We start from the raw sequence: 23,150 nt of genomic DNA, 5'->3' as shown, positions 1-23,150 counted from the left end.
GGTTGAAGGAGGCCGGCTGAAGGAACACGACGAGCTGTCCGTCGTCGCATCCCGTCGCTCAGATGTCCGACATCAGGCGGTACGCTGCCCGCTCGCCGAGAACCGCTCCGCAAGGGAGCGATCAGGGGGATCGATCATGGGCAGAGCTGCGGGCATCAGACCCAGGGGCATCGTGGCCGTCACCATGGTGGCTGCCGCGATGCTCACCTCTGCGGGATGCGCGAGGACGACGTCTGGGCGGTCGGGGCCGAGATCAACACCAGTCCGGCGATCCCTTCCGCGCCCCCGTTGTCGTACCCCTGAAAACCGCTCCGCTAGCATGATCGAACTCACGAGGAGTGCCCTGATCGCCCTTACTTCATCACAAAACCACGCTATCTAGCACGAAGAGTGAGCCAATTAACCACAACTAACAAATCGGCCAGACATTGATACCTATAGCATCGCGAATCCTTTCGGGAAGAAACTGCAGAGCAGTGCTCGCCGCGTGGCGTCAACCACGGGCGATTCTGTGGACCACAGCGGCAGTTGTGGCCCTCGGATTCCTCATAGCGCTGGAGATCGCCGCGCGTCACTACGGCCTGCCGGGGCCGATGGCCAATCAGGTGCGAGAGGTGATATTCGCACCCAAATCGGGGCCGCTGCTGTACGCCGGTATGGCGTTGATGATGGTGGTCCTCACCTGGCGCCAGCGGTTCATCGCGGTCGGTGCCGCCATCGGAATCGACATCGTCTTCTTCCTGGTTCGCTGGGCGCTCGACGCCAAGATGATGTTCGGCAACGGTGCGTTGTGGGTGCTCCTGGCCTATGGGGTCATCGCCGTCACACGCCGCACCGGCGCGGAACGGGTCCTGCTCCTGAAGGGCGTCGGTCTCGGCCTGCTGCTGGTGGCCGGCCGCAAGACGGGCGACACGTGGCTCCTCATCACCTCGAAGACCCGCCCGATGGTGCTCGACCAGTATCTGGCCTCCGCCGATCACGCGCTGGGCAACCCGTCGTGGGTGGCGGGCCGGATCGTCTCGGCCACCGGCTCGATCGGCGCCCATGTCCTCGACTACGTCTACATTCAGCTCGCGGTGGCCGCGGTCGTCGTCACGGTGTACCAGCTGCGCAACGTGGCGGCCGAGCGCCGCTTCCCGGGCCACCATCTGGTGCGCACCTTCCTGGTCATCGGCCTGCTCGGGCCCGCCATCTACATGATCTTCCCGGTAGTTGGACCGATCTTCGCCTACGGCACGGGCGCCTTCGGCACCGGCGGCGAGCACTTGGCGGTGGCCAATCTGTGGCCGGACACGCCGCCGCCGATCGGTAACCCGCAGTCGATGCCGTTCGACGAGCTCACTCCTCGCAACTGCATGCCGAGCCTGCACACGGCGTGGGCCACCGCGATCTTCATTCATTCCCGCAAGGGCCCACGCATTCTGCGTTACGCGGGCACGTTCTGGCTGATTGCGACGCTCGGCGCGACGCTGGGATTCGGCTACCACTACGGCGTGGATATCGTCGCCGGCGTGGTGTTCGCGTTCACGATCGACGCGGCTCTGCGCGCGCTGGACCGCGGCTGGGACCGGCAAGGAATCCAGCTGGTCGCGTACGGCGTAGCGGTTTTCGCTCTGCTGTTGGTTTCGTATCGCTACCTGCCGATGGAGATGGCCAAGTATCCGTGGGCCTTTGGGCCACTTCTTCTTCTGGCGATGGCCTCCGTGGTCTACGGCTATATGCGGACCACCAAGCTGTGGGAGCCGAAGGCCGCACCGGCGCGGCAACCGGAAACGGAACCGCAACCCGAACTCGTGTGATTCAGGTTGTACGAGGTGGTGGGCCCAGCGCTTACCAGGTGGGGTCGGGAAGCTGAACGTGTGCGGGCGAAGAACCGCCGGGCATTGGTTTCCCGTCCCCTCCGGCTCGGCCGAGCGTCGGGCCCCGAGGCGGCGCGGTGCTATCGGGACGCCAGGGCCTGCCGGGTGACGTTCCTGAGGAACAGCACCGGCGTCGCCGCTGTGGCCACGGCGAACACCCCGAAGGCGAGCCGCATGCCGCCCAGTTCGGCCAGCAGGCCCACCAGGGCCGCGCCCAGTGGCATGGCGCCGAAGCTGAAGAGCCGGGCCGCCGCGCCGTAGCGGCCGAGCATCGCGTCGGGGATCATGCGCTGGGTGATGGTCCGGGCGTTGACCGTCCAGAGCGTGCCGCCCATGCCGCCGAGGAAGGCACCCGCCGCCACTGCCCAGATGTTGGTGGTCAGAGCGGGCAGCGCCACCATCGCGGTGGTGCCGATCAGGTCGGCGAACATCGCCCAGCGAGCGCCGAGGAGCCGGTTCACCCAGGTCACGGCCACCGTGCCGGCCACCCCGCCGATCCCCAGGGCGCTGAGGACAATGCCGTACTGCTGCGGCCCCAGATCCATGGCCTGCTTGGCATAGAGCGGCATCAGCGCAAGCCAGGCGCCCCAGACGGCGGCGAGCACGGCGACGACCAGCGACAGCGTGCGCAGCACCGGGTCGCGCCAGAGGAAGCTCAGTCCCTCGGCGATACGGCTGTTGACCGAGACGGGGGCGGTGTCCGCGGCGGGCCGGTCGGCCCGGAACCGGCCCACCAGCAGGAGCAGAGCGAGGGCGGCGAGCGCGTACGAGGCGCCGATCAGCCCCAGCGCGAGGCCGGTCCCCGCGGCCAGCAGCAGCCCGCCGACGAAGGGCCCGGCGAACTCCTGCCCCACGGTCTCGGCCCCCACCATCCAGGCGTTGGCGCGCTCCCGCCCCGCCGCCGGCACCGCGGCCGGGACCAGCGCGGCGGCGGAGGTCGATGCGAGCACGTCGGCGACGCCGAGGATCACCCCGGCCGTGAAGAGCTGGACGAGCGTGATGCCTCCGGTCGCGGCGGCGACGGTCAGCCAGCCCATCGCCGCGAGCCGCATCCCGTTCGCGCCCCAGAGCAGCCGCCGCCGGTCGAAGCGGTCGACGAGCACGCCGATGTGCAGGGCGACGAGCAGCCAGGGCAGCGTGAGGGTCATCGAGACGGCGGTGACCTGGGCGGGAGAGCCGGTGAGCCGGGCCGCGAGCAGGGGCAGGGCCATCTTCATCACGCCGTCGGCGAGGTTGGTCGCGGCGGTGAAGCCGACCAGGACAGCGGTGTTGCGCCGGCCGGTGTCTGTCGGAGGGCCATCCCCCGGCGTCGCACCGCCGACGTTGTTGCCGGTCTCCATCCGCTCGGGCACCGCCGTGACCATGACCCTCCACTAACCGTCTAATGCTTTAGCCAGTTAGGCCACTGTGGCGCATCTCCCGGTCATCACGCAACCGGTAAAACGCTTAGGCGGTAGAATGGCGGGAACCTGCGGGAGGAGACGCCCCATGCTGGAGCCACCGGCCTCAGCCGTCCTGGTGGAGGCATTCGCCAACACCGTCGACGTGGAAGAGGCGAGCGACGAGATCGCCACCCCGGCCGGTCTTGCCCAGTGGCTGACGGGCTGCGGCCTGCTCGACGCGCCCGGCGACATCCCCGCCGACGTCCACGCCAGCTATCTGGACCTGCGCGCGGGCATCCGCGAGGAGTTGGGCCGCCATGTCGGCGACACCCCCGACCCGCACCTGCTGGCCGCGGCGGACCAGGTGCTGGCCCGACACCCCGTACGGGTCACGGCACGCGGTTTTCTGATCCCCATGGGGGAACTGCCCACGGAGCGCGGGCCGTTGGCCGCGCTGGCGATCGCATGGAGTGAGCTGGTCACGACCGGGGACGCCGTCCGGCTCAAGCGCTGCGCGGAGCACACCTGCGGCTGGGCGTTCTGGGACGTGTCGAAGAACCGCAGCCGCCGCTGGTGCTCGATGAAGGTGTGCGGCAACCGCAACAAGACCCGGTCCTACGCGTCCCGGCAGCGGCAGGCGACATAGCCGGGCCGTATCGTACGCAGGGGGCGCATCGCGGTCACAACACCGGCGGGCCCTGCTCGATGCGGCGCAGCACCGGTGCGAGCTGGTGGAGTGCTTCGCTGGTCTGGATCTGCCGCTCGTCCCACCACGTGGCTCCCGCATCGGCCAACGGGCCGAGCAGGTCGCGGGTCTTGGCGGCGTCGCCGCCCGGCGTGGCACCTCCGAGGACGATCTCGAAGGGAGTGCCGGAGCGGTCCTCGCGCTGCTTGCGTACGTATGCCACCAGGTCGCGGACCTGATCGATGGGCGGCACGTGGCCGTGTCTGGCATCGGTGAACAGCGGGACCGCGCCGTCCCAGCGGGCGGCCCGGCGCATCGGCGGGCGGTTCGGCCAGAAGCCGGCGACCCAGACCGGCGGCCGAGGGCGTTGCACTGTGGCGGGCAGCAAGGTCACGTCCCGTACCCGGTAGTGCTGTCCGTCGTGGTTCACCGGCTCACCCGACCAGTACCGCTGCAGCAGGTCGAGTCCCTCGTCCAGTCGCCCGGCCAGCACCTTCGGGTCCGCGGCGTCACCGAAACTCTCGTACTCGTCCTCGACGGGCCCGCCAAGACCCGCGGCGAAGGTGACCCGGCCGCCGCTCACCGCGTCCAGGGTCGCCACCTGGCGGGCGAGTTGTTGCGGGCGGCGCCGGGCGACCGGGGTGACCAGCGTGCCCAGCCTGATCCGGGAGGTCGCCAACGCCGCGGCGGTCAGCAGCATCCAAGGGTCCCCGAAGGGCAGGCCCGCGTGCTTGCGGTGCAGCACGTGATCCCAGACGAACAGCCCGTCCCACCCGGCTTGTTCCGCCGCCGCGGCCACCTTCGCCACGGTCCTGGGGTCGGCGAAGTCACCGAAGTTCGGGATGTTGACCGAGAAGCGCATCCCCGCATCCTGCTGCACGGCACCGGGAGCGGCAACTCCCCTGCCCCACCGGCCCGGTGAGACGCTGGGAGCGGACTCCGCGGGCGGTTGTGGCGGGCGCGTAGCCCGTGGGCGGCCGGGTCGTTGAGTATCGCGCGCGGAGAGTTGGGTATCGCGCGCAGAAGACGGGATGTCGGAAGAGGGACAGAGTCGTGGGGGACGCGGAAGAGAAGGGGCAGGACGGCCGGCTTGGCGGGCTGCTGCGTGAGGTGAGGCGTCAGTCCTCAGGCGAGGCCGGGACCGACGTATGCAGGATTCTCGACTGGCTGCACCAGCAGACCGGCGTCCATGTCGCGGTGGTCGCGGACGACGCGAGGACGGTGGAGTCGTCCACGGCGGGATTTCCGCGGGCGGTTTGGGAACCCCTCGCCGGGCTGCTCGCGCGCTTGTCCGGTGGGCAGTTGGCCGCGGCCGCGACCGAGGCCGAAGGGCTGCATGTGCGCTGCGAAGCCCTCGGGGCGCACGAGCCGCGTCCGGTACTGGTGGTGGCCGGGCGGTCGGCGCCGACTCCGGAGACCGTCGCACTGACCTCGCACGCAGGCCATCTGCTCGCTCTGCTGCGCCGCGCCGAAGCCGGTGACCGGGCGTGGCGGGTCTACCACGACAAGGCACGGCAGTTGCGGTTCGCCGTGCTGCACGGGTTGTTGGCGGGGGGCCCGCTGCTGGCCCGCCGGATGACGACCGGTGGCGTTCCGCCGCTGCTGGACGCCGAGCAGCTGACGTGCACCTGCTGCACTGCCCGCCGGCCGACCGGGACCGGATCGCTCGGGCCCACCAGGATCCGGCCGGCTACCACGGTCCGGATCTGGCAGTGCACTGCCCCGTATTCAAGGAGCACTTGATCTGTCTCATCGCCGACGACGGCACGCCCGGCGGCTCCGGGGACTCCGGGGACTCCGGGGACTCCGGCGGCTCCGGCGGCTCCGGCGGGCCGGGGCGCGGGCTCGCTGAGACGCTGCGCCTGCTCGTACGCGACGATCCTCGCTATGCGCTCGGGGTCAGCGGCGCGCAGCCCCTCGGCGCCACGGCCGCGGCCTACAGCCAGGCCGTCCACGCGCTGGCCGCCGCCCGGACCACTCCCGGCCGCGTGGCCTACTACCACGGTCAAACGCCGCTGGCGGGCGTCCTTCCCGATCAGCCCGCACTCGCCTGGGCCCGCGCGTTTCTGCGGCCGCTTGACTCGGTCCCGAAGGCCAGTGCCGACATCACCCGCCTGGTCGTGAGCATGCCCCGGTCCGGGGTGGCCCGTCTCCTAGGCCTCAGCCGCAATACCGTCGCCGCGCACCTCCGGCGTGCCGAACGCGCCCTGGGACACGACCTTGCCGACGTCCGCTCGCGCGCCGCCCTCCACCTGGCCCTCGCCCTGGACCACTCATCCGCGGGCCCCGAACCCGACGACCACCAACTACCCCCCGCCCTGCCCGACTTGCTGAGCAACGAGCCCGCCGCCGCTTGGGCCCAGACGATCCTGCGCCCCCTTCACGACCGGCATCGCCGCACGCTTCAGGTGTGGATCGACGCCAACACCGACGCCCAGCAGGCCGCTCGCCGCATGGGCATCAGCCGCAACACGGTCCGGGCCCACCTGCGTTCCGCCGAGGGCGCCCTCGGCCTCGATCTGCTGACCACCGGCACCGGCACCCACGACGTCGTCCACGCCCTGGACATCACCGCGGCGCGGGCCCGGTGAGCAGCGTGCACAACAAGCGCCCATAGTTGGGCACCGTGCACATTGGCCGCAGCGTGCGGTGGCTTCTAGCGTGGTCATGACTGATCCTGCACCGGGCACCGCCGGCCCCTGACCAAGGCCGGTGGACCCGCACTGACGCCGTAGCGGACTATCGGGGGATGCCGTGCTGCGCATGCACTTCACTGAGGGAGATCTGTCGCGGACCAGGGTGGCCGATGGGCCCGACCCGTTGTGGGAAGTCGTCCTGAGCATGCATCAACTCCAGGAAGGAGGAAGGAGCGCGCAGGCCGGCACCGCGGTACGGGAATGTCCGGAAGCCCGGCGGACGATGCTGCGCGTGCTGGCCCCGCTGATGCCCTCTCGCGGCTACTTTCCGGATTTCCTCACGCCGGCAGCGGCGTCGGTCGGCCTCGACAGCGGGATCGACGCCGTGCTGTCCACTCCGAAGCAGCGGCTGCGCGCCGAACTCTCCCTGCTGGCACGGGACAACACGCTGCCCTCATGGACACGTTCCCTCGCCGACGGCGAGGCCGACACCCTGCGCCTGCTGGGCCGGGCCCTGCGCCAATATCACTCGAGCGTCCTCGGCCCCAAGGTGGCGAGACATCTCCACCCGCATCGAGGCCGACCGACAGCACCGCACCGGGGTGCAGTGCCGCGCCGGGACCGAGGCGATGCTGCACACCTTCGCGCCCATGCTGCGTTGGGAGCCCTCGGTGCTGTCCGCCCACTACCCGGTCGACAGGGAGGTGCACTTGGGCGGGCGGGGACTGCTGCTCGTCCCGTCGTACTTCTGTCGCCGTACGCCGGTCGCCCTCCTGGACGACCGGTTGCTGCCCGTCCTTGTCTACCCGGCCCACCCGACTCTGCCGCACGCGGCCCCAGCCGACTCCAGGTTGGCGCCCCTGCTGGGGCACACCCGCGCCGCGGTGCTGCAGACGCTCCAAGAGCCGCACACCACAACGGAGTTGGCGGAGCACGCCGGGGTGTCGCTGTCATCGGCCAGTGAGCACGCGGCGGTACTCCGCCGGGCCGGCCTGGTGGCCAGCGTGCGGGAGCGCCAGCAAGTCCGGCACATACTCACGCAGTTGGGCGCGGAGCTGCTCGGTGCCTGAGTGTCAAACTGCCGCGGAGTGAGCCGCTACGGCCGTACCGCCACCGCATCCACCTCGAACAGCATTCCCGGCAGCGCGAGAGAGGCGACACCACTCAGCGTCTGGGCCGGCAGCCGGTCACCGAAGCGGGCGTGCAGCGCCTTGCCGAGGGTCTCCAGCTTGTCGAGGTCGTGGTCGACGATGAAGGTGCCGAGGCGGACCACGTGCCCGTATCCAAGACCGACCCCCTCAAGGACCAGGCGCAGCCGCTCGAAGGCCAGGTCCACCTGAGCGGCGAAGTCCCCGGGCACGGGTGCGCCGGTGGCGTCGGAGGCGTACTGGCCGCCGATGAAGACGAGTTCGCCGGGCGCCGAGGCGGCGTGGCCGTAGCCGAACGGTGTCGGGTCGTGGAGAGTCGCGGGGTTGGTGATGGTGCGCTGATCGATCGTCATGCCTCATCGAACGCCCACGCGCGCGTGCCCATTCCGCACCGGTCCGGCCACGACAGTCATCTCCTGTCGGACCTGCCTAGGCTGACGGCATGTGGAGAGAAGACGCGGGCCACGCATTCCCTGAGGCCGAGTTCGGTACGCCGGTGGACGCGACCCGGGTGGCCGTCGGGGAGCAACGGCTGGGATGCGCCTTGCCGCCCGCGCTCGTGAGCCTGTTGCGGGAGACCGACGGCATCGTGGGTCCCTACGGGGTGGAGACGGTCTGGCCCCTGGAGCGGATCGTCGAGGACAACCTCCGCTTCTGGTCGGACAGTTCGTTCGCCGACCTGTACATGCCGTTCGACGCGCTGCTCTTCTTTGGTGACAACGGGGGGGTGATCAGTTCGCCTTCGTCCGGAGGCCCGCGCGAGACGACATTTTCGTGTGGGAACACGAGGACGACAGCCGCCGCTGGGTCGCCCGGGACCTGCGGGACTACCTCAGCCGGTCTCTCGCGGATGAGGGAGACGACTGGTACTAGCGCAGGTCGAGCCGCATCAGGACCCGGGGGTGACCGGCAAGCACCGAGGTCGTATCGGCGGCGTGGGCGAATCCGGCGCGTGCGCCACGCTCGCGGGCGAATTCGACCGCGCCGGCGATCAGGGCGTGCGAGATGCCCTGCTTCCGGTGACCGGGGCGTACACGGATGCACCACAGCGACCACACCGGCAGGTCGTCGACGTGCGGAATCTTGCGGCTGTGCGCGAAGGCGGTCTCCGAGCGCGGTGCCACGGCGGCCCAGCCGACCGGCTGGTCACCGTCGTAGGCGAGCACGCCGGGAGGCGGGTCCGCACGGCACAGCCCGGCGACGTACTCGCCGCGGTCCGGACCCCGGAGCTCGTTGTTGAGCTTGGAGGGGATCCGATGGCTCAGGCACCAGCAGACGTTGGCCTGCGGCGACTTCGGGCCGATCACACTACGGACGTCCTCGAAGACCGAAGCCGGGCGTACGTCGATGGTCATGGCGCCACGATGTCACGGCTCGGCATGGCGACACCGGGATGCACTTGCGCTGCTCTTTCCATTGGGCCGGCAGCTCGTCGTAGATCGGCACCAGCGAGGAGGCCGCCCCGGCCTCCTCGGCGGGAGGGCAGGACGGGCCGGTGGCGGTCCAGGTGATGCCGCGTACCGCAATTGACCACAAGTGCTCTTACCTAACCGAAACCCTTCGAAGCGAGTCTTGTCGCGGCCGGGCGGTCGGTCGATCGGTCGATCGGTCGATCGGTCGATCGGTCGATCGGTCGATCGGTCGGTCATGCGGTACGCCGAAATAGGCTCACCGCGTGATCATCCCATTTGTCGTCGGCGTCACTGTCCTGCTCACGGTCGCAGCCGTGGCCGTGTGGGTGTGCCTGGAGTTCCGCGCGGCGTGCCGCGAGCGCGGGCGCACGCCCGTCGGGCCCGCCGCGGACGGCCGGTAGTCCACGTCGGCGTCGTCACCAGTAGTCGCTCAGGACGCGTTCGGGCCCACGTCGGCCGCCGTCAGTGGACGGCGGAGCGGCGCCGCGGTCGCGTACTCGTCGGCGCCGATGTCCCGGCTGCTGCCGCGCGGGTGGCCGTCGATGTCGTCGGCCACGGACGGCGTCCCCAGCGTCGCCGCGCCGATCGCCGGACTGCCCGCCGCCAGCCGGTGGACGCCGTCGGGCTCCTTGCGCAGCAGGGGGTCGATCCGGCGGTAGCCGCCGGAGGGGACGTTGCCGTCGGACGCCGCGCCCCAAAGGATGTTGCTCTGCCAGGTGAAACCGGTGGTCCTTCCCATCGCGACCAGGCTGCCGGTGTCGCCGACCAGGAGGTTGTCGGCGATGACCACCTTCTGGGGCTCGTAGTCCCTGCTCTCGCCCGACAGCGTCCCCGCGTTGCCGTACAGGGTGTTGTGCACGATCACCGCGCGGTCGCAGGCGTCGTTGCCCCGCCGCTCCTCGGTCGTCTCACCGGGGTGGTGATCGCGGGTGGTTCCGCTGCCGATCACCAGGGCGCGGTCCGACAGGTTGCCGAGGTAGTTGTTGACGACCAGATGGTCGTTGCCGTAGACGCGCACCCCGTTGGCGCCGTCGATCAGATAGTTGCCCTCCACCGTGGAGTGGTTGCCGTGGCGCAGCACGATGCCGCCGCGGCTGTTGCGCACGGTGTTGTACCGGATCGTGTTGTCCGAGGACTTCACCGAGATGGCCTCGGGGTCGCCGTCGCATCGCTCGAACAGGTTGTACTCGACGACGGCGTCGGCGCTGGACAGCGCCCGTCCGCTGACGCCGAGGCGGATCGGCTCGCCGCCGTTGGCGCCGGCGAAGCTGTGGTCGGCGAAGTGGTTCTTGAAGACGTTCAGCCGCTGCGCCATGGCGGTCGGGCCGGGGCCGTCGACCACGAGGAAGATGCCCTCGGTCTTCTTGTCGTGGAAGCGGTTCCGGTCGATCTTCACGTCGTCACCCCGGACGACGACCCAGTCGAACCCGGCGCCGGCGTCGGTGAATCCGAAGTCGTTGCGGGTCAGGCGGATGCGCGTACAGCTCGCCGGGATCTCCAGCGTGGTGCTCTGGCGGAAGGCGAAGTCCCGGACGGTGATGTTGCTCGCGTCGCTGAAGACGAAGCCGCGCTCGCCCCGCAGCACCACGCCGCCGCGGGACTGCGCGACGACGGTGATCGGTGCGTCACCGGTGCCGTGCTTGCCCGACACTCTGATGGCGCCGCCCGACGGAACGGTGTACGTGCCGTCGGCCAGGACGATCTGATCGCCGGGTACCGCCCGGTCGATCGCCTTCTGCAGGTCTGCCAGGGAACCGACCGGAGCGGCGGCCGGAGCAGCGCCGGCCGAGCTCGAGGTGTGCGGCGGCACTGCGGCTAATGCCGTGCCCAGCAGGGTGCCGGTGAGGAATGTACGTCGCTGCATGGTGACTCCTGTGTATGGGGGCGTACGGAGTTCTGGAAGTCGTCGGCCGTGCGGCCGGACTCGATTGTCAGTGGTGCCAGGCACGATGGTCCACATGACGACGAAAGCCCCTGTGTCTGCCGATGCCGCCGCCTACGCCCAGGCGGTCGAGGACGCTTCCAAGGCCGCGGCCGCCTACTACGTGGGCGGCACCTCGGTGTTGGACGACGACGCCTACGACCGTCTGGTGCGGTCGATCGCCGCGTTCGAGGCCGAGCATCCCGAGCAGGTGCTGCCCCACTCGCCGACCGGGAAGGTCGCGGGCGGTGCCGTTCAGGGCGATGTCCCGCACACCGTGGCCATGCTCAGCCTGGACAACGTCTTCACGCCCGAGGAGTTCACCACCTGGACGGCCTCCGTGGCCCGCCGGATCGGCCGCGAGGTGGCCCAGTGGAACGTCCAGCCCAAGCTGGACGGCCTGGCCATCGCCGCCCGCTACACCGACGGCCGCCTCACCCGCCTGGTGACCCGTGGGGACGGCATGGCCGGGGAGGACGTGTCGCACGCGATAGGCACCATCGAGGGCCTGCCCGACAGGCTCACCGAACCCGTGACCGTGGAGGTTCGCGGTGAAGTCCTGATGACCACGGGCCAGTTCGAGCACGCCAACACCGTGCGCACCGCGCACGGCGGCGCCCCGTTCGCCAACCCGCGCAATGCCGCGGCCGGCACCCTGCGCGCCAAGGACCGTGCGTACACGGTGCCGATGACGTTCTTCGCCTACGGCCTGCTGCCGCTGCCGGGCACCCCGTCCGACGCCGCCGAGCAGCTGGCTGCGCCGGCCCACGGCGATCTCATGCGGTACGCCGCCGACCTCGGCCTGCACACCCCGGCCGGCACGCCGGTTCCCGGCGTCACGCTCACAGCCGTCGAGGACGTGCTGCGCCGGGTGGAGGAGATCGCCGCGCTGCGGGCCGAACTGCCCTTCGGCATCGACGGGATCGTCGTCAAGGCCGACCTCGCCGACGACCAGCGGGCCGCCGGATCCGGCAGCCGGGCCCCGCGCTGGGCGATCGCCTTCAAGCTGCCCGCCGTGGAGAAGATCACCAAGCTGGTCGGGGTGGAGTGGAACGTGGGCCGCACCGGCATCATCGCCCCGCGCGCCGTCCTCGAGCCGGTCGACATCGACGGCTCCACCGTCACCTACGCCACGCTGCACAACCCGTCCGACATCACCCGGCGCGATCTGCGCCTGGGCGATCACGTCATGGTCTACAAGGCGGGCGACATCATTCCCCGCGTCGAAGCCCCCGTCGCCCATCTGCGCACCGGCGACGAACAGCCGATCGTCTTTCCCGAGGCGTGCCCGCAGTGCGGTTCCGGGATCGACGCCGGCGAGCTGCGCTGGCGGTGCGAACGGGGCCGTGACTGCCACCTGGTCGCTTCGCTGTCGTACGCCGCAGGCCGCGACCAGCTCGACATCGAGGGCCTGGGCGCCAGCCGCGTCATCCAGCTCGTCGAGGCGGGCCTGGTCGCCGATGTCGCCGACCTGTTCGCCCTCACCCGCGAACAGCTCCTTGAACTGGAGCGGATGGGCGAGACCAGCACCGACAGTCTCCTGGCCGCGATCGAGGCGGCCAAGGCCCAGCCGCTGTCCCGGGTGCTGTGCGCGCTGGGCGTGCGCGGCACCGGCCGCTCCATGTCCCGCCGCATCGCCCGGCATTTCGCCACCATGGACCACATCCGGTCCGCCGACGCGGAGGCGATGCAGCGGGTGGAGGGCATCGGCGGCGAGAAGGCCCCGGTCATCGTCGCCGAGCTGGAGGCGCTCGCCCCGGTCATCGACAAACTCGCCGCTGCCGGGGTGAACATGACCGAGCCCGGTGCCACGGCCCCCTCCCCCGACGGCCAGAGCGAGCCCGCCGCGCAGGCGGGTCCTCTGGAGGGCATGACCGTGGTGGTCACCGGCGCCATGACCGGCCCCTTGGAGCGGCTCAGCCGTAACCAGATGAACGAACTGATCGAGCGCGCCGGCGGCAAGTCGTCCTCCAGCGTCTCCAAGCGCACCAGCCTCGTCGTGGCGGGAGAAGGCGCCGGATCCAAGCGCGCCAAGGCCGAGTCCCTCGACATACGCCTGGCCACACCGGATGAGTTCGCCGAGCTGGTGGCAGGGCTGTTGGCCTGATCGCCGCGAGCGGGAGAAGGGTAGGCCCGCGCTGTGCGAACGGGTGGACGGGGAGGGGTGCGGCCTGCGCTATAGTTGATCTTGAGCCCGCAGCCGGAACTCCCGGCACCGGGCCTCGCGTTGGTCGTCCAAGGAAAGACGCCCCGCTTCCTGCGGGGAAATGCAGGTGCAAGGCCTGCCCAGCGCTCGCGACAAGCCCCGGGCTCCCACAGGGACCCGGGGCTTTTTCTGTCGCCCGGCAACACCCACGACGCAGCATGTGGACCGTTGCCCGGAGACTCTACGGATCGCCGTTCGGATTCACCCGGCGGGTGACTCAACGTCCCAACTGGGCCGACTTGACGGCGCGTCGGGCGAAGACAGCTTCGCGGCGGTCTTCCATCTGCCGCAGGGCGTCCTTGCGGTCGCGCTTGGGGAGCCGGTCGAGATAGGTGTGGCCGACGAGGTGGTCGGCCTCGTGCTGGAGGCAGCGGGCGAAGTAGCCCGTCCCTTCGATGACGAGCGGGTTGCCGTCCTTGTCGAAGCCCCGGGCCACGGCACGGTCGGTGCGGGCGACCTTCTTGGTCGCGCCCGGCACGGACAGGCAGCCCTCGTCGTCGTCGATGAGTCGGCGACTGCCGGGATCGGGCAGGTCAAGGACCGGATTGACGATGTGACCGACGTGCCGAATCCCGTTGTCGTCCGGGCAGTCGTACACGAACAGCCGCAGGTCGACACCGACTTGATTGGCGGCGAGGCCGGCACCGTCGGCCACATGCATCGTCCGGAACATGTCGTCGATCAGCGCCGAAAGGTCGGCGGAGCCGAACTCGGTCACGTCCCGGCACGGGCGGCTCAGGACGTCCTCGCCGACCACCGTGACCCGGCGCACCGAGCCCCGTCGCACCTCCGGCGGCAGAGCCGGATGGGAGTCGACCGGGTGCCCCTGAACACGCACCCTCCGGTCGATGGGACGGGACCGCTCGTGACCAACAGGCATGTTGCCTCCCCTTCTTGCCATGCCCTTGCCCTGTTCTTTGCAAAGTAGCAGACTTTGCAAAGTGACCGAAGAAGACCTCAACACCCCGTCCCACCCCACCCGTTCCGGCGACGGACTGCGCGAGCACGAGGTCCGCACCGCCCTGCTGAACCTGCTCGCGGAAGTCGGCACCGTCACGGCGACCGAAGCCGCGGCCCGGCTCGGCCACAGCTCCGGGCTCTGCTCCTTCCACCTGCGGCAGCTCGCACGCCACGGACATGTCGAAGAGGCTCCGCACAGCGGGGGCCGGGCGCGGCCCTGGCGGCTGCGGCGGCACACCCCCGAATCCGCTGCCCCCACCGACGAGTTCAGCGACTTGGCCCGTGGCCTCGAGAACGAGAGCTGGAATCGATGGCTCGCCCAACGTGACCAGGCCCCGTCCGGATGGCGCCACGACGAGGCCTTCAGCGCCGTCGCCTACCTGACACCCGAGGAGATGAGCCGGGTCGCGGACGTCGTCCGACGCGCGCTCGCCCCCTACCAGGACCGGGAGCAACGCCCCCTGGCCCGGCCCGAAGGCGCCCACCCGGTGGCCGTCATCACCTGGTTGTTCCCCCTGCTCCCCCATCCGATGGACGAGGCGAACCACGACTGAGAAGCCGTAGGACACGGCCACGACTCTCCCGGACAGCGCACTGCGCCCTGGAGACGCCCCCTCATGCGCCGTTAAAGTCTGTAGTGGCGTGCTTACGCTGTGCCACACCGGCCGAAGCGCGGACGGCAGTCGATGGTCACGGGGATGCCAATGGGATTCGGCTTTGGGCAGCGGCGCGGCGGGCAACTCCCCGTCGAGCCGACCAGTTTCGTCGGGCGCACCACTGAACTCGCCCTGGTGCGCGACGCGTTCGACGAGGCTCGGCTCGTCACGCTCGTGGGGCCCGGCGGCGTGGGCAAGAGCCGCACCGCGCTGCGCGGGGCCGGAGCTCTCGGGGAGCGGTTCCCCGACGGAGTGTGGCTGGTGGAGCTCTCCGCGCTGGCCGACGCCGAACTGGTCCCGGACACGCTCGCCGCGGTGCTCGAACTGCCCGAGCAGTCCGGCATGAGCACGCTCGACGCGGTCGTCGCCCATCTGCAGGGACGCCGCCTTCTGATCGTCCTGGACACATGTGAGCACCTGCTCGACGCGTGCGCGATGCTCTGCGACCTCCTGCTGCGGGAGACCGCGGACGTATGCGTGCTTGCCACCAGCCGCCAGCCGCTCGACGTGCCCGGTGAACGCTGCCTGCCGATCTCGCCGCTCGCGCCCGACGACGCGCTGGACCTCTTCGTGCAGCGCGCCGCCGCCATCACGCCCCGCTTCTCGGTCAGCGACGCGAACCAGGCGCAGTTGAGGATGCTCGTCGACCGTCTTGACGGCATCCCGCTGGCCCTTGAGCTCGCCGCCGTCCGGCTGCGGGCCGTGCCGCTGCGGGAGCTGGTCGTGCGGCTCGAGACCCGTTTCGGGGTGCTGACCGGGGGGCGGCGCACCTCGATCGCCCGCCATCAGACGCTGAGTACGGCGATCGGCTGGTCGCACGACCTGTGCACGCCCAAGGAGCGGCTGCTGTGGTCGAGGCTGTCCGTGTTCGCGGGTTCCTTCGACCTCTCGGTGGTGGAGCAGGTGTGCGCGGGCGGTGAACTCCCGCTCCCGGACGTGCTGGAGGCGCTGATCGGTCTCGTCGACAAGTCGGTCGTACAGCGCATCGCCGATGACGGGTCCCGCTACCGGCTGCTCGACTCGATCCGTGCCTACGGCTGCGAGCAGCTCGCCCGCGCAGGCGGTGCCGCACTGATGGGCGAACAGCACTTCGCGTACTGCCAGGAGCTGGGGCAGCAGTTCTGGGACGGGCTCATCTCCTCCGACCAGACGCGCCTCCACCAGGCCGTGCGGGCCGAGATCGCCGACATCCAGACGGCCCTGCAGTACGCGTACGCGGACGCCGGCACGGAGCGGGCGGCCCAGGGGCTGTGGCTGGCCACCCAGCTCGGCCCCTACTGGCGGGCGGCCGGACGGCTGTCCGAGGGGCGGTACTGGATCGACAAGGGGCTCGCCCTGGTGCCCGAGGACTGCGCGGAACGGGCCTGGGGGCTGTTCATGACCGGGGTGTTCGCGGTGTGGACCGGCGATCTGGCCGTGGCGCCCGAGCGGTTCCAGGAGGCGCGGGAAGTGGCCCTGCGGTGCGGTCACGAGCGCGTGGCGATGTTCACCGCGCCGTACATCGGGGCGATGCGGGCGTTGTGCGGCGAGGTGGAGGAAGGGCTCGCCGCGGTGCGCGAGGGGCGCCGGCGGATCGAAGCGGCGGGCGATGCGCTGGGCATGAGCGTCGTCCACTACGAAGGTGCCCTGCTGCTCGCCGTATTCGGTGACATCGACGGCGCCCTGGAGTTCTGCTCGGCCGGTCTGGAGCACCTGGAAGGCACCGGTGAGCTCCAGTTCTACGGGTCCACACTGATGACGCAGGGCCTCATTCTGTGGCTCGCCGGACAGCACGAGCAGAGCGCCGCGCCGCTGCGCCAGGCCCTGGACGCCGTCAGCGAGATCGGGGACGTGCTCGTCGCCGCGCTGTGCTGCCTGGGCCTCGCCTGGCACGCGGCCGCCGAGGAGCGGAACGCGCGGGCGGCCTGGCTGTTGGGGTACGCCGAAAGCGCGCGGCGGCTGAGCGGCGATCCGGTCGCGATGCTGCCGTCCCTGCTCGAGGAGCAGGAGGCGGTGCAGAAGTCCGTGCGGATCGCCCTGGGCGGCGCGGAGTTCGAACGCTGGCACGGAGTCGGCGCGCGGATGTCGGGGACGGCGATCCTGGAGGCCGTGCGGTCCGACACTGATGTGCCGCCGACGGGGCGTGTGCCCGGAGCACGGAACGGCGGCGGGATCAGCGAACTCACCCCGCGCGAGCGGGAGGTCGCCGCACTCGTGGCGCAGGGTCTTTCGAACCGCGAGGTCGCCGAACGCCTTGTCATCTCCAAGCGGACGGCGGACACCCACGTCGAGCACATCCTCACCAAGCTCCACGTCACCTCGCGTACGGAGATCGCGGCGGCGCTGCGGCGCTGACGACGCCCCCTCACCCCGCCGCACGACGTACCTACGCCTCCCGCACGGCCCCGCGCATCACCTACGCATACGCATCTTGCCCGCATGCCGATTCCAGGACGGCGCAACGGCCGGACACTGTGTCTGCCGCCCTGGCACGGGACGGGCCCTCATGGCTGTCGCGCCACGGACACGCCTGTGCCGCCACTCCCCCTCGGCGGCGCGGGAGGGTGCGGCTGCCCTCGTCGGCGGGGCAGCCGCATCATGTCTGGGTCTCAGGACAGGCCGTCGCCCAGCGCTTCGGCGATGAGCAGGGCGACGTCGTCGCGGCTGTCGGCGTCGGGGAGCGTGGCGAGGAGGTGGTCGCAGGTGGCCTCCAGGGGCAGTCGAGGGCCCGAGAGGAGGTCCAGGACGGCGTTCATGCGCGCGTCGAGGGCTTCGGTGCGGGTCTCCACCAGGCCGTCGGTGTACAGCACCAGGCGGGTGCCGGGCAGCAGGTCGATGCGGGTGGTGGCGAAGTCCACGCCCTCGGCGGCGCCCAACGGGGCGCCGGTGGGCAGGTCGAGGAGGGCTGGCGGGCTTCCCGCGCGGTGGACTGCGGGCGGCAGGTGGCCGGCCAGGGCGATGCGGCACTGCTGTGCGCCTGGCTCGCAGAGGGCGTAGACGCAGGTGGCGATCGTCTCGTCGAGTTCGCGGGTGAGCAGGTCCAGGTGGTGCAGGATCTCGGCGGGGTCGAGGCCGAGGCGGGCCAAGGTGCGGGTGGCGGTGCGGAGTTGGCCCATCGTCGCGGCTGCGGTCAGGCCGGATCCCATGACATCACCCACGACCAGCGCCGTGGCATCACCGGCGAGGGGAATGACGTCGAACCAGTCGCCGCCCGCGTGGCCGGCGGATCCGGCGGGCCGGTAGCGGCAGGCCACGCGCAGACCCGGCGGGTCGGGCGGGGTCTCGGGCAGCAGGTGGCGCTGCAGGGTGGTGACGGCCTGGAGTTGAGTGCGGTACAGGCGGGCGTTGTCGATGCAGACGGCCGCGCGGGCGGCGAGTTCCTCGGCGAGCAGGATGTCGTCGGCGTTGAAGGGCAGCGGGTTGCGGGCACGTTTGAGGTCCAGCGCGCCGAGGACCTCGCCGCGGGCGATGAGCGGCACGGCCAGGTAGGAGTGGATGCCGGCGCGGGCGAGGACCGCGGCGGCCTGGTCGTCGCGGGCGATGTGCCGCAGGTGATCGGGGCGGACGTGGGCGACGTGGACGGTGCGTCCGGTGGTGACGCAGCGGGTGACCAGGCGGTCGGACTCGTAGCGGGTGATCTCGCCCGGCGGGTCCGCGGCGTCGGCGGCGCGGGTGGCGTAGGCGGCCTTGACGGCCAGCGCGCGGAAGAGGGCGGGAGCGGTGGTGGCGATGCGCTGCGGGGGTTGCGGGGCCAGGGCCGAGTCCAGGACGTCGACCGCGGCGATGTCCGCGAGATCGGGGACCACGGTGTCGGCGAGTTCGCGGGCGGTCTGGTCCAGGTCGAGCGTGGTGCCGATGCGCGCCGATGCCTGCGCGATCAGGGCCAGGCGCTTGCGGGCCTGTGTGCTGTGCAGATCCGCGCGGTACTGCTCGGTGACGTCGATGACCGTCATGGTGACGCCGATGACCTGACCGACGGAGTCCTCGAGCCGGAAGTACGACACCCGCCACGCCCGGCGCCCCTCCACACCTACGTGCGCACGCTCGGTGACGGAGCGGTCGAGCAGCGGAGTGCCGCTGTCCAGGACCTGACGCAGCGCGCCCTCAATGGCCCCGCGTTCACCGAAAGGCAGGGCGTCGACGGCGCTGCGGCCCAGGCACCACTGGGCGGGACGGCCGATGATCGTCTCGAGCGCCGGGTTGACCAGTACGTACCGCAGGTCGGTGTCCACCACCGCCACGCCGGTCGGTGACTGCGTCACCAGCTTCCCGGACAGCGCCAAGTGCCGCTCGACCCCTCGTACGACGGATTCCTCGGCGGCGATCCCCAGCGCGTAGCCGTAGCCGTCCTGATCGAGCAGCCGCATGTTGCGGAACTCCACGAGGCGTGTGGACCCGTCCCGGTGGCGGACGGGAAAGACCCCTGCCCAGCTCCCGCCGTCGCTCATGACCTTGGAGAACAGGTCCAGGGCGAGATCGGTGTGCTCCTCGGCGACCAGGAGCGTGGCCGCGTACTGGCCGAGCGCGTCCTCGGCGCTCCAGCCGAACAGTGTCTCGGCCTGCGGGCTCCACAGGCTGATCCGCCCCTTGGCGTCGAGCACCACGGCGGCCACGCCCAGCAGGTCGAGGAGGCCGCCCGGGGCGGACGGGGCGAGCGGGTCGGGCCAGGGCCTGGCTTTGAAGGCGTCAGACGCGTTCATGGCAGGTTCTCCCTTCCCCGTGCCCGGCCGCGGACGGGCTCCGACGCCTTGGCCCCGTCCCGGCGAGCGGCGCTTCGGGCGGATCGGACCGCTTCCATCGTCCCCCCGATCGGCTCGGCGAGACCATTCGGTGCGTCGGTCACTCGGCTCGACCCCGTGGTCCACTCATGCCCCGACCGGGGAGAGGGCATCCCTATGGCACTCGGTGTCACGCGGCGTGCGGGGGCGCTGCCGGCGCGCCTATCCGGCCCGTACCGGCGGTAGCAGGGTCCACTCGCCGACGTCGTCGGAGAACCCGCTGTTCATGGCGAACTGGACCTGCACGGGCTTGGCGGAGTCCGGCAGCTCGAAAGTGATGACCCCACGGGCGGTGTCGCCGGGCGAGATCGAGACGGATCCGGGGAAGGAGGGCCCGGCGGTGGTCTTGGCGAACAGGGCGGAGTCGAAGTGCTGGCCGTCCGCGTCGACCAGCACGGCTCCGTTGCCCGGGCTGTCCTTGTACGGTGCGTCGCCCGTGTTCTTGAGCTGGAACTGGACGGCGACGTAGCGGTTGCCTGGCTCGGGGGCGAAGATCTGGTTCGCGGTGTGTGCCGGGTCGACGACCTTCAGAACGGTGACGTCGAGCCGCTCACCGCGGGTGTTCCCCTCCAGGGACAGCGTCGCACCGATGCCGGGCTCCGGCTCCGGCTCCGGCGGGGAAGGAGCCGCCGTCGGCCAGTGATCCGTGACGGCGGCGGCAGGCGCCGCGACTGCCGGAGCAGCTGCCAGCTGGACGCTCGCACCACCGGCCGCGATGAGAGCGCACGCCCCCAGCAACGCTGCGGATACGCGACGCATCGGTCCTCCTCGGGTGCGAAAAGATCGGCTCCCCGAGTTCTCAGTACTCACCACGATCCTCCCTTCCCCCGCGTTCGCCAACCGCCCGGCGAGCGGCACGCCCACTCCCCCGTGCGCACCGGTCGACCGCCCGTGCGGCGTGAGCCACATCCGCGCCGCCCACCGGCCCCGCGCACGCCGGAATACACGGCCCCCGACGGTAAGTTGGGCCGACATGACAGAGACACCTTTTGACCCGCACGCACTGTTCGCCCAGAGCAACCTCGGCGTGCTCGCGACCATCAAGTCCGACGGCCGCCCCCAGCTCTCTCCGATCATGCCGTCGTACGACCGCGCCGCCGGCGTCATCCGCGTGTCGACCACACAGGGCACCGCCAAGATCGCCAACCTTCGCCGGGATCCCCGCGCCACCCTGGAAGTGACCAGTCCGGACGGCCGGGCCTGGGCCACCGCCGAGGGCACGGTCACCCTCACCGGGCCGGGCACCGACCCCGACGGCCCCGAGGTCCAGGCGCTGGTGGACTACTACCGCGACGCCGCCGGCGAGCACCCGGACTGGGACGAGTACCGCGCCGTCATGGTGTCCGACCGCAGAGTGCTGATCACGATGACGGTCGACAAGGTGTACGGCGCCGACCTCCGCTGACAACCGGCCGGCCAGTGGACACCTACGGAGCGGCCGGCAGTGCGGGCCGCTCCGTCAGCCAACTCCGCGTCACCGTTACGGCGTTCGGGTGGCTCGGCGGCACAGCTGCAACCGGACCACTGCCCCACCGCCTCCTCACCGGCACACGCACTGCCCGCCGACGTGAGGAAGCCGCCATGACCGCACCCAGCACCGACGCCATCCTGCCGACCGTGAACTGGGACGCCGAGGCCGACTTCCTGCTGCCTCCGCCCGACCCGACCCAGCGCCTGGACATGGCCCCGCAGTCCCGGCCCGCCCTGACCACCCGTGACCGGCACCGGCTCAATCTCCACGCCACGCTCACCGCGGCCGGGATCCCTCCGCACCCCGATGACACCAAGGCCATCGACGCGCTCAGCACCCTCGACGACACGGTCGCCCTCGCGGTCCGCCGCTGGCTCACCGCGGGCTCCTCGACCCTGCTCAGCTGAGACCGGCCCTTGTGCTGAACGTCTTGGGAATCTTCCGTTGAAGATCAAACTCGGCGGCTGACGACGGTCTCCCGCGCCACGCGCGACAGCTTCTCGGGGTTGCGGACGTGGTAGGCCCCGGTGACGAATCCGTTCTCGACGCGCACCGCCACCACGCCGTCGACCTGCCCGTTCACCCTGACGAGCAGCCCCGGGCCACCGTTGATCTGAACCGGCTCTACCGACCTGTCGGCGTCGCGCTTCCACCAGCCGCCCGCCAGCAGGCCGGCGACCTTGTCCGCGCCCACGATGGGCCGCAGCAGCGCATGTCTGACTCCGCCGCCGTCGCTCAGGGCGACGACGTCCGGCGCGAGGACGTCGAGCAGGCTCTGCAACTCGCCTGTTTCGACCGCTCGTTGGAAGGCCTGGAGCGCTGCTCGCGTCTGGGCCGGGGAGACGCTGCCACGTGGTCGGCGCGCGGCGACGTGCGCCCGCGCCCGATAGGCGAGTTGGCGAACAGCGGCCGGGCTCCTGCCCACGGCTTCGGCGATCTCGTCGTACTCGAGATCGAACACCTCGCGCAGCACGAAAACCGCCCGTTCGACCGGCGCCAGCGTCTCGAGCACCAGCAGCATCGCCATCGAGATGCTGTCGGCCAGTTCGACGTCCTCGGCCACGTCCGGCACGGTCAGCAACGGCTCCGGGAGCCACGGCCCGACATAGGACTCCTTGCGCCGGCCGAGCGCACGCATCCGGTCCAGTGCCTGGCGGGTGACGATCCGCACCAGGTAGGCACGTTGCTCCCGCACGGTTGCCGGATCGACGCCCACCCATCGCAGCCAGGTCTCCTGCAGGACGTCTTCGGCGTCGGCGGCCGAACCGAGCATCTCGTAGGCGACGGTGAACAGCAGATTGCGGTGGGCGACGAACACCTCGGTGGCGGAGTCCACCGACTCCACCCGGTCGGCACGATCAAGCGGCTCGGCCGTGCCCGTGGTTTGTTCGATGCGCTCGCTCATACCCGCTCCTGCCTGTTCGTTCCCAGTCCTGCTCCACGCACTGGACGCCGGTCCCCGCGGTTCTGTAACACGCCCGATCGGTGGCCCATGTCACACGACCACGACTGTTACAGGCACTCGGGCGCCGACGTCTCGTGTTCGTCAGGAAGGGGCGAACACCCCCAACACCCAAGAATGGCAGGGAACATGAGCACCCGTAAGTTCGCAGTGGCAGGAGCAACCGGGCGGCTGGGACACCACGTCGTGGACGTCCTCGCGGAACGGGGGCACCATGTCGTTCCGATGTCCCGTGCCACCGGCGTGGACATCATCACCGGTGAGGGCCTGGCCGAGGCGCTCACCGGGGCCGACATCATCATCGACGTCGCGTCATGGCACGCCTCCGACCAGGAAGCGGCCACGGAGTTCTTCCGCACCGCCACCCGCAACCTGCACGAGGCCGGTCGGCATGCGGGAGTCGGCCGGATCGTCGCCGTGTCCATCATCGGCACCGACAAGGCCACCGCCGGATTCGTCGCCGCCCAGCAGGCGCACGAGGAGGCCAACCTGTCCGGCCCGCTGCCCGCTCTCATCCTGCGGGCCGCGCAGTTCCATGAATTCGTCGGTCAGCTCCTGGACTGGCAGCAGGGCGACGTCGCCTACATCCCGGCCC

Annotated in this window: 21 protein-coding genes and 1 pseudogene; 13 read left to right on the top strand and 9 right to left on the bottom strand. The window is 70.7% G+C overall.

Annotated features, from left to right (window positions below):
- Nucleotides 1-476 precede the first annotated feature (476 nt).
- A complete protein-coding gene (locus E2651_RS00750; protein ID WP_135328979.1) occupies nt 477-1,799 on the top strand; it encodes a phosphatase PAP2 family protein in 1,323 nt (440 codons plus the stop codon).
- Nucleotides 1,800-1,939: 140 nt separating this feature from the next.
- Here the strand turns inward: E2651_RS00750 and E2651_RS00745 are convergent, their stop codons facing one another.
- On the bottom strand, nt 1,940-3,199 hold the full coding sequence (locus tag E2651_RS00745; protein ID WP_245238482.1) for an MFS transporter: 1,260 nt from the start codon (nt 3,197-3,199) through the stop codon (nt 1,940-1,942).
- Between the two features lie 148 nt (nt 3,200-3,347).
- Between E2651_RS00745 and E2651_RS00740 the strand changes: the two genes are divergently transcribed.
- On the top strand, nt 3,348-3,887 hold the full coding sequence (locus tag E2651_RS00740; protein WP_135328977.1) for a CGNR zinc finger domain-containing protein: 540 nt from the start codon (nt 3,348-3,350) through the stop codon (nt 3,885-3,887).
- 34 nt (nt 3,888-3,921) lie between these two features.
- Here the strand turns inward: E2651_RS00740 and E2651_RS00735 are convergent, their stop codons facing one another.
- Nucleotides 3,922-4,788, bottom strand: coding sequence for an LLM class flavin-dependent oxidoreductase (locus E2651_RS00735; RefSeq protein WP_135328976.1), 867 nt, complete (start codon nt 4,786-4,788; stop codon nt 3,922-3,924).
- A gap of 191 nt (nt 4,789-4,979) precedes the next feature.
- Between E2651_RS00735 and E2651_RS44945 the strand changes: the two genes are divergently transcribed.
- From E2651_RS44945 to E2651_RS44935, 3 genes are all read left to right on the top strand, one after another.
- Entirely contained in the window at nt 4,980-5,669 is a 690-nt protein-coding gene (locus tag E2651_RS44945; RefSeq protein ID WP_245238470.1) for a hypothetical protein, read from the top strand.
- Nucleotides 5,666-6,517 (top strand): helix-turn-helix domain-containing protein, encoded by an 852-nt coding sequence (locus E2651_RS44940; RefSeq protein WP_245238469.1) that lies wholly within the window; start codon nt 5,666-5,668, stop codon nt 6,515-6,517. The genes E2651_RS44945 and E2651_RS44940 overlap by 4 nt, the downstream gene beginning before the upstream one ends.
- A gap of 674 nt (nt 6,518-7,191) precedes the next feature.
- The gene (locus E2651_RS44935) at nt 7,192-7,632 is read left to right on the top strand and encodes a winged helix-turn-helix domain-containing protein (RefSeq protein ID WP_245238468.1); all 441 of its coding nucleotides are present in this window, start codon (nt 7,192-7,194) and stop codon (nt 7,630-7,632) included.
- A gap of 26 nt (nt 7,633-7,658) precedes the next feature.
- Here the strand turns inward: E2651_RS44935 and E2651_RS00720 are convergent, their stop codons facing one another.
- Nucleotides 7,659-8,063 carry a Rid family hydrolase gene (locus E2651_RS00720; protein WP_135328975.1) on the bottom strand — a complete coding sequence of 135 codons (405 nt, stop codon included), beginning with the start codon at nt 8,061-8,063 and terminating at the stop codon, nt 7,659-7,661.
- Nucleotides 8,064-8,152: 89 nt separating this feature from the next.
- On the opposite strand from E2651_RS00720, the pseudogene E2651_RS46065 reads away from it, so the two are divergent.
- Nucleotides 8,153-8,377: pseudogene (locus tag E2651_RS46065) on the top strand (SMI1/KNR4 family protein); the annotation flags it as partial.
- 202 nt (nt 8,378-8,579) lie between these two features.
- On the opposite strand, the gene E2651_RS00710 reads toward E2651_RS46065, so the two are convergent.
- Nucleotides 8,580-9,065 carry a GNAT family N-acetyltransferase gene (locus E2651_RS00710; RefSeq protein WP_135328974.1) on the bottom strand — a complete coding sequence of 162 codons (486 nt, stop codon included), beginning with the start codon at nt 9,063-9,065 and terminating at the stop codon, nt 8,580-8,582.
- 320 nt (nt 9,066-9,385) lie between these two features.
- Here E2651_RS00710 and E2651_RS43570 point away from each other — a divergent pair, with 320 nt between their 5' ends.
- Nucleotides 9,386-9,523, top strand: a complete 138-nt coding sequence (locus E2651_RS43570) for a hypothetical protein (RefSeq protein ID WP_167828636.1) — start codon at nt 9,386-9,388, stop codon at nt 9,521-9,523.
- Nucleotides 9,524-9,552: 29 nt separating this feature from the next.
- On the opposite strand, the gene E2651_RS00705 is transcribed toward E2651_RS43570, so the two are convergent.
- A complete protein-coding gene (locus E2651_RS00705; RefSeq protein WP_135328973.1) occupies nt 9,553-10,986 on the bottom strand; it encodes a polysaccharide lyase 6 family protein in 1,434 nt (477 codons plus the stop codon).
- A gap of 94 nt (nt 10,987-11,080) precedes the next feature.
- Here E2651_RS00705 and ligA point away from each other — a divergent pair, with 94 nt between their 5' ends.
- Entirely contained in the window at nt 11,081-13,150 is a 2,070-nt protein-coding gene (gene ligA / locus E2651_RS00700) for an NAD-dependent DNA ligase LigA (protein WP_167828635.1), read from the top strand.
- Nucleotides 13,151-13,466: 316 nt separating this feature from the next.
- Here ligA and def read toward each other — a convergent pair whose 3' ends face one another.
- Complete coding sequence (def, locus tag E2651_RS00695) at nt 13,467-14,129, bottom strand: peptide deformylase (RefSeq protein ID WP_135328971.1); 663 nt, start codon at nt 14,127-14,129, stop codon at nt 13,467-13,469.
- Between the two features lie 61 nt (nt 14,130-14,190).
- Between def and E2651_RS00690 the strand changes: the two genes are divergently transcribed.
- On the top strand, nt 14,191-14,763 hold the full coding sequence (locus E2651_RS00690) for a winged helix-turn-helix domain-containing protein (RefSeq protein WP_135328970.1): 573 nt from the start codon (nt 14,191-14,193) through the stop codon (nt 14,761-14,763).
- Between the two features lie 150 nt (nt 14,764-14,913).
- On the top strand, nt 14,914-17,199 hold the full coding sequence (locus tag E2651_RS00685; RefSeq protein WP_135328969.1) for a LuxR C-terminal-related transcriptional regulator: 2,286 nt from the start codon (nt 14,914-14,916) through the stop codon (nt 17,197-17,199).
- Between the two features lie 254 nt (nt 17,200-17,453).
- Here E2651_RS00685 and E2651_RS00680 read toward each other — a convergent pair whose 3' ends face one another.
- A complete protein-coding gene (locus tag E2651_RS00680; RefSeq protein WP_135328968.1) occupies nt 17,454-19,544 on the bottom strand; it encodes a SpoIIE family protein phosphatase in 2,091 nt (696 codons plus the stop codon).
- Nucleotides 19,545-19,784: 240 nt separating this feature from the next.
- On the bottom strand, nt 19,785-20,381 hold the full coding sequence (locus E2651_RS00675) for a DUF4352 domain-containing protein (protein WP_135328967.1): 597 nt from the start codon (nt 20,379-20,381) through the stop codon (nt 19,785-19,787).
- 214 nt (nt 20,382-20,595) lie between these two features.
- On the opposite strand from E2651_RS00675, the gene E2651_RS00670 reads away from it, so the two are divergent.
- Both E2651_RS00670 and E2651_RS00665 read left to right on the top strand, forming a co-directional pair.
- Nucleotides 20,596-21,027, top strand: a complete 432-nt coding sequence (locus E2651_RS00670) for a PPOX class F420-dependent oxidoreductase (RefSeq protein WP_135328966.1) — start codon at nt 20,596-20,598, stop codon at nt 21,025-21,027.
- A gap of 176 nt (nt 21,028-21,203) precedes the next feature.
- Complete coding sequence (locus E2651_RS00665; protein ID WP_135328965.1) at nt 21,204-21,500, top strand: hypothetical protein; 297 nt, start codon at nt 21,204-21,206, stop codon at nt 21,498-21,500.
- Between the two features lie 44 nt (nt 21,501-21,544).
- Here the strand turns inward: E2651_RS00665 and E2651_RS00660 are convergent, their stop codons facing one another.
- Nucleotides 21,545-22,498 (bottom strand): RNA polymerase sigma-70 factor, encoded by a 954-nt coding sequence (locus E2651_RS00660; RefSeq protein WP_135328964.1) that lies wholly within the window; start codon nt 22,496-22,498, stop codon nt 21,545-21,547.
- A gap of 186 nt (nt 22,499-22,684) precedes the next feature.
- On the opposite strand from E2651_RS00660, the gene E2651_RS00655 reads away from it, so the two are divergent.
- Nucleotides 22,685-23,150: NAD(P)H-binding protein (locus E2651_RS00655; RefSeq protein ID WP_135328963.1), on the top strand; the 466-nt coding region annotated here is incomplete at its 3' end.

Origin of the sequence: Streptomyces sp. MZ04 (assembly GCF_004684775.1) — a bacterium.
Lineage (GTDB): Bacteria > Actinomycetota > Actinomycetes > Streptomycetales > Streptomycetaceae > Streptomyces.
This window is presented reverse-complemented; position numbering and strand designations above follow the sequence as displayed.

Coding starts and splice junctions, on each gene's coding strand:
- E2651_RS00745 (WP_245238482.1), bottom strand. CDS start 3,199: ATGGAGACCGGCAACAACGTCGGCGGTGCGACGCCGGGGGATGGCCCT.
- E2651_RS00740 (WP_135328977.1), top strand. CDS start 3,348: ATGCTGGAGCCACCGGCCTCAGCCGTCCTGGTGGAGGCATTCGCCAAC.
- E2651_RS00735 (WP_135328976.1), bottom strand. CDS start 4,788: ATGCGCTTCTCGGTCAACATCCCGAACTTCGGTGACTTCGCCGACCCC.
- E2651_RS44935 (WP_245238468.1), top strand. CDS start 7,192: ATGCTGCACACCTTCGCGCCCATGCTGCGTTGGGAGCCCTCGGTGCTG.
- E2651_RS00720 (WP_135328975.1), bottom strand. CDS start 8,063: ATGACGATCGATCAGCGCACCATCACCAACCCCGCGACTCTCCACGAC.
- E2651_RS00710 (WP_135328974.1), bottom strand. CDS start 9,065: ATGACCATCGACGTACGCCCGGCTTCGGTCTTCGAGGACGTCCGTAGT.
- E2651_RS00705 (WP_135328973.1), bottom strand. CDS start 10,986: ATGCAGCGACGTACATTCCTCACCGGCACCCTGCTGGGCACGGCATTA.
- ligA (WP_167828635.1), top strand. CDS start 11,081: ATGACGACGAAAGCCCCTGTGTCTGCCGATGCCGCCGCCTACGCCCAG.
- def (WP_135328971.1), bottom strand. CDS start 14,129: ATGCCTGTTGGTCACGAGCGGTCCCGTCCCATCGACCGGAGGGTGCGT.
- E2651_RS00685 (WP_135328969.1), top strand. CDS start 14,914: ATGGGATTCGGCTTTGGGCAGCGGCGCGGCGGGCAACTCCCCGTCGAG.
- E2651_RS00680 (WP_135328968.1), bottom strand. CDS start 19,544: ATGAACGCGTCTGACGCCTTCAAAGCCAGGCCCTGGCCCGACCCGCTC.
- E2651_RS00675 (WP_135328967.1), bottom strand. CDS start 20,381: ATGCGTCGCGTATCCGCAGCGTTGCTGGGGGCGTGCGCTCTCATCGCG.
- E2651_RS00670 (WP_135328966.1), top strand. CDS start 20,596: ATGACAGAGACACCTTTTGACCCGCACGCACTGTTCGCCCAGAGCAAC.
- E2651_RS00665 (WP_135328965.1), top strand. CDS start 21,204: ATGACCGCACCCAGCACCGACGCCATCCTGCCGACCGTGAACTGGGAC.
- E2651_RS00660 (WP_135328964.1), bottom strand. CDS start 22,498: ATGAGCGAGCGCATCGAACAAACCACGGGCACGGCCGAGCCGCTTGAT.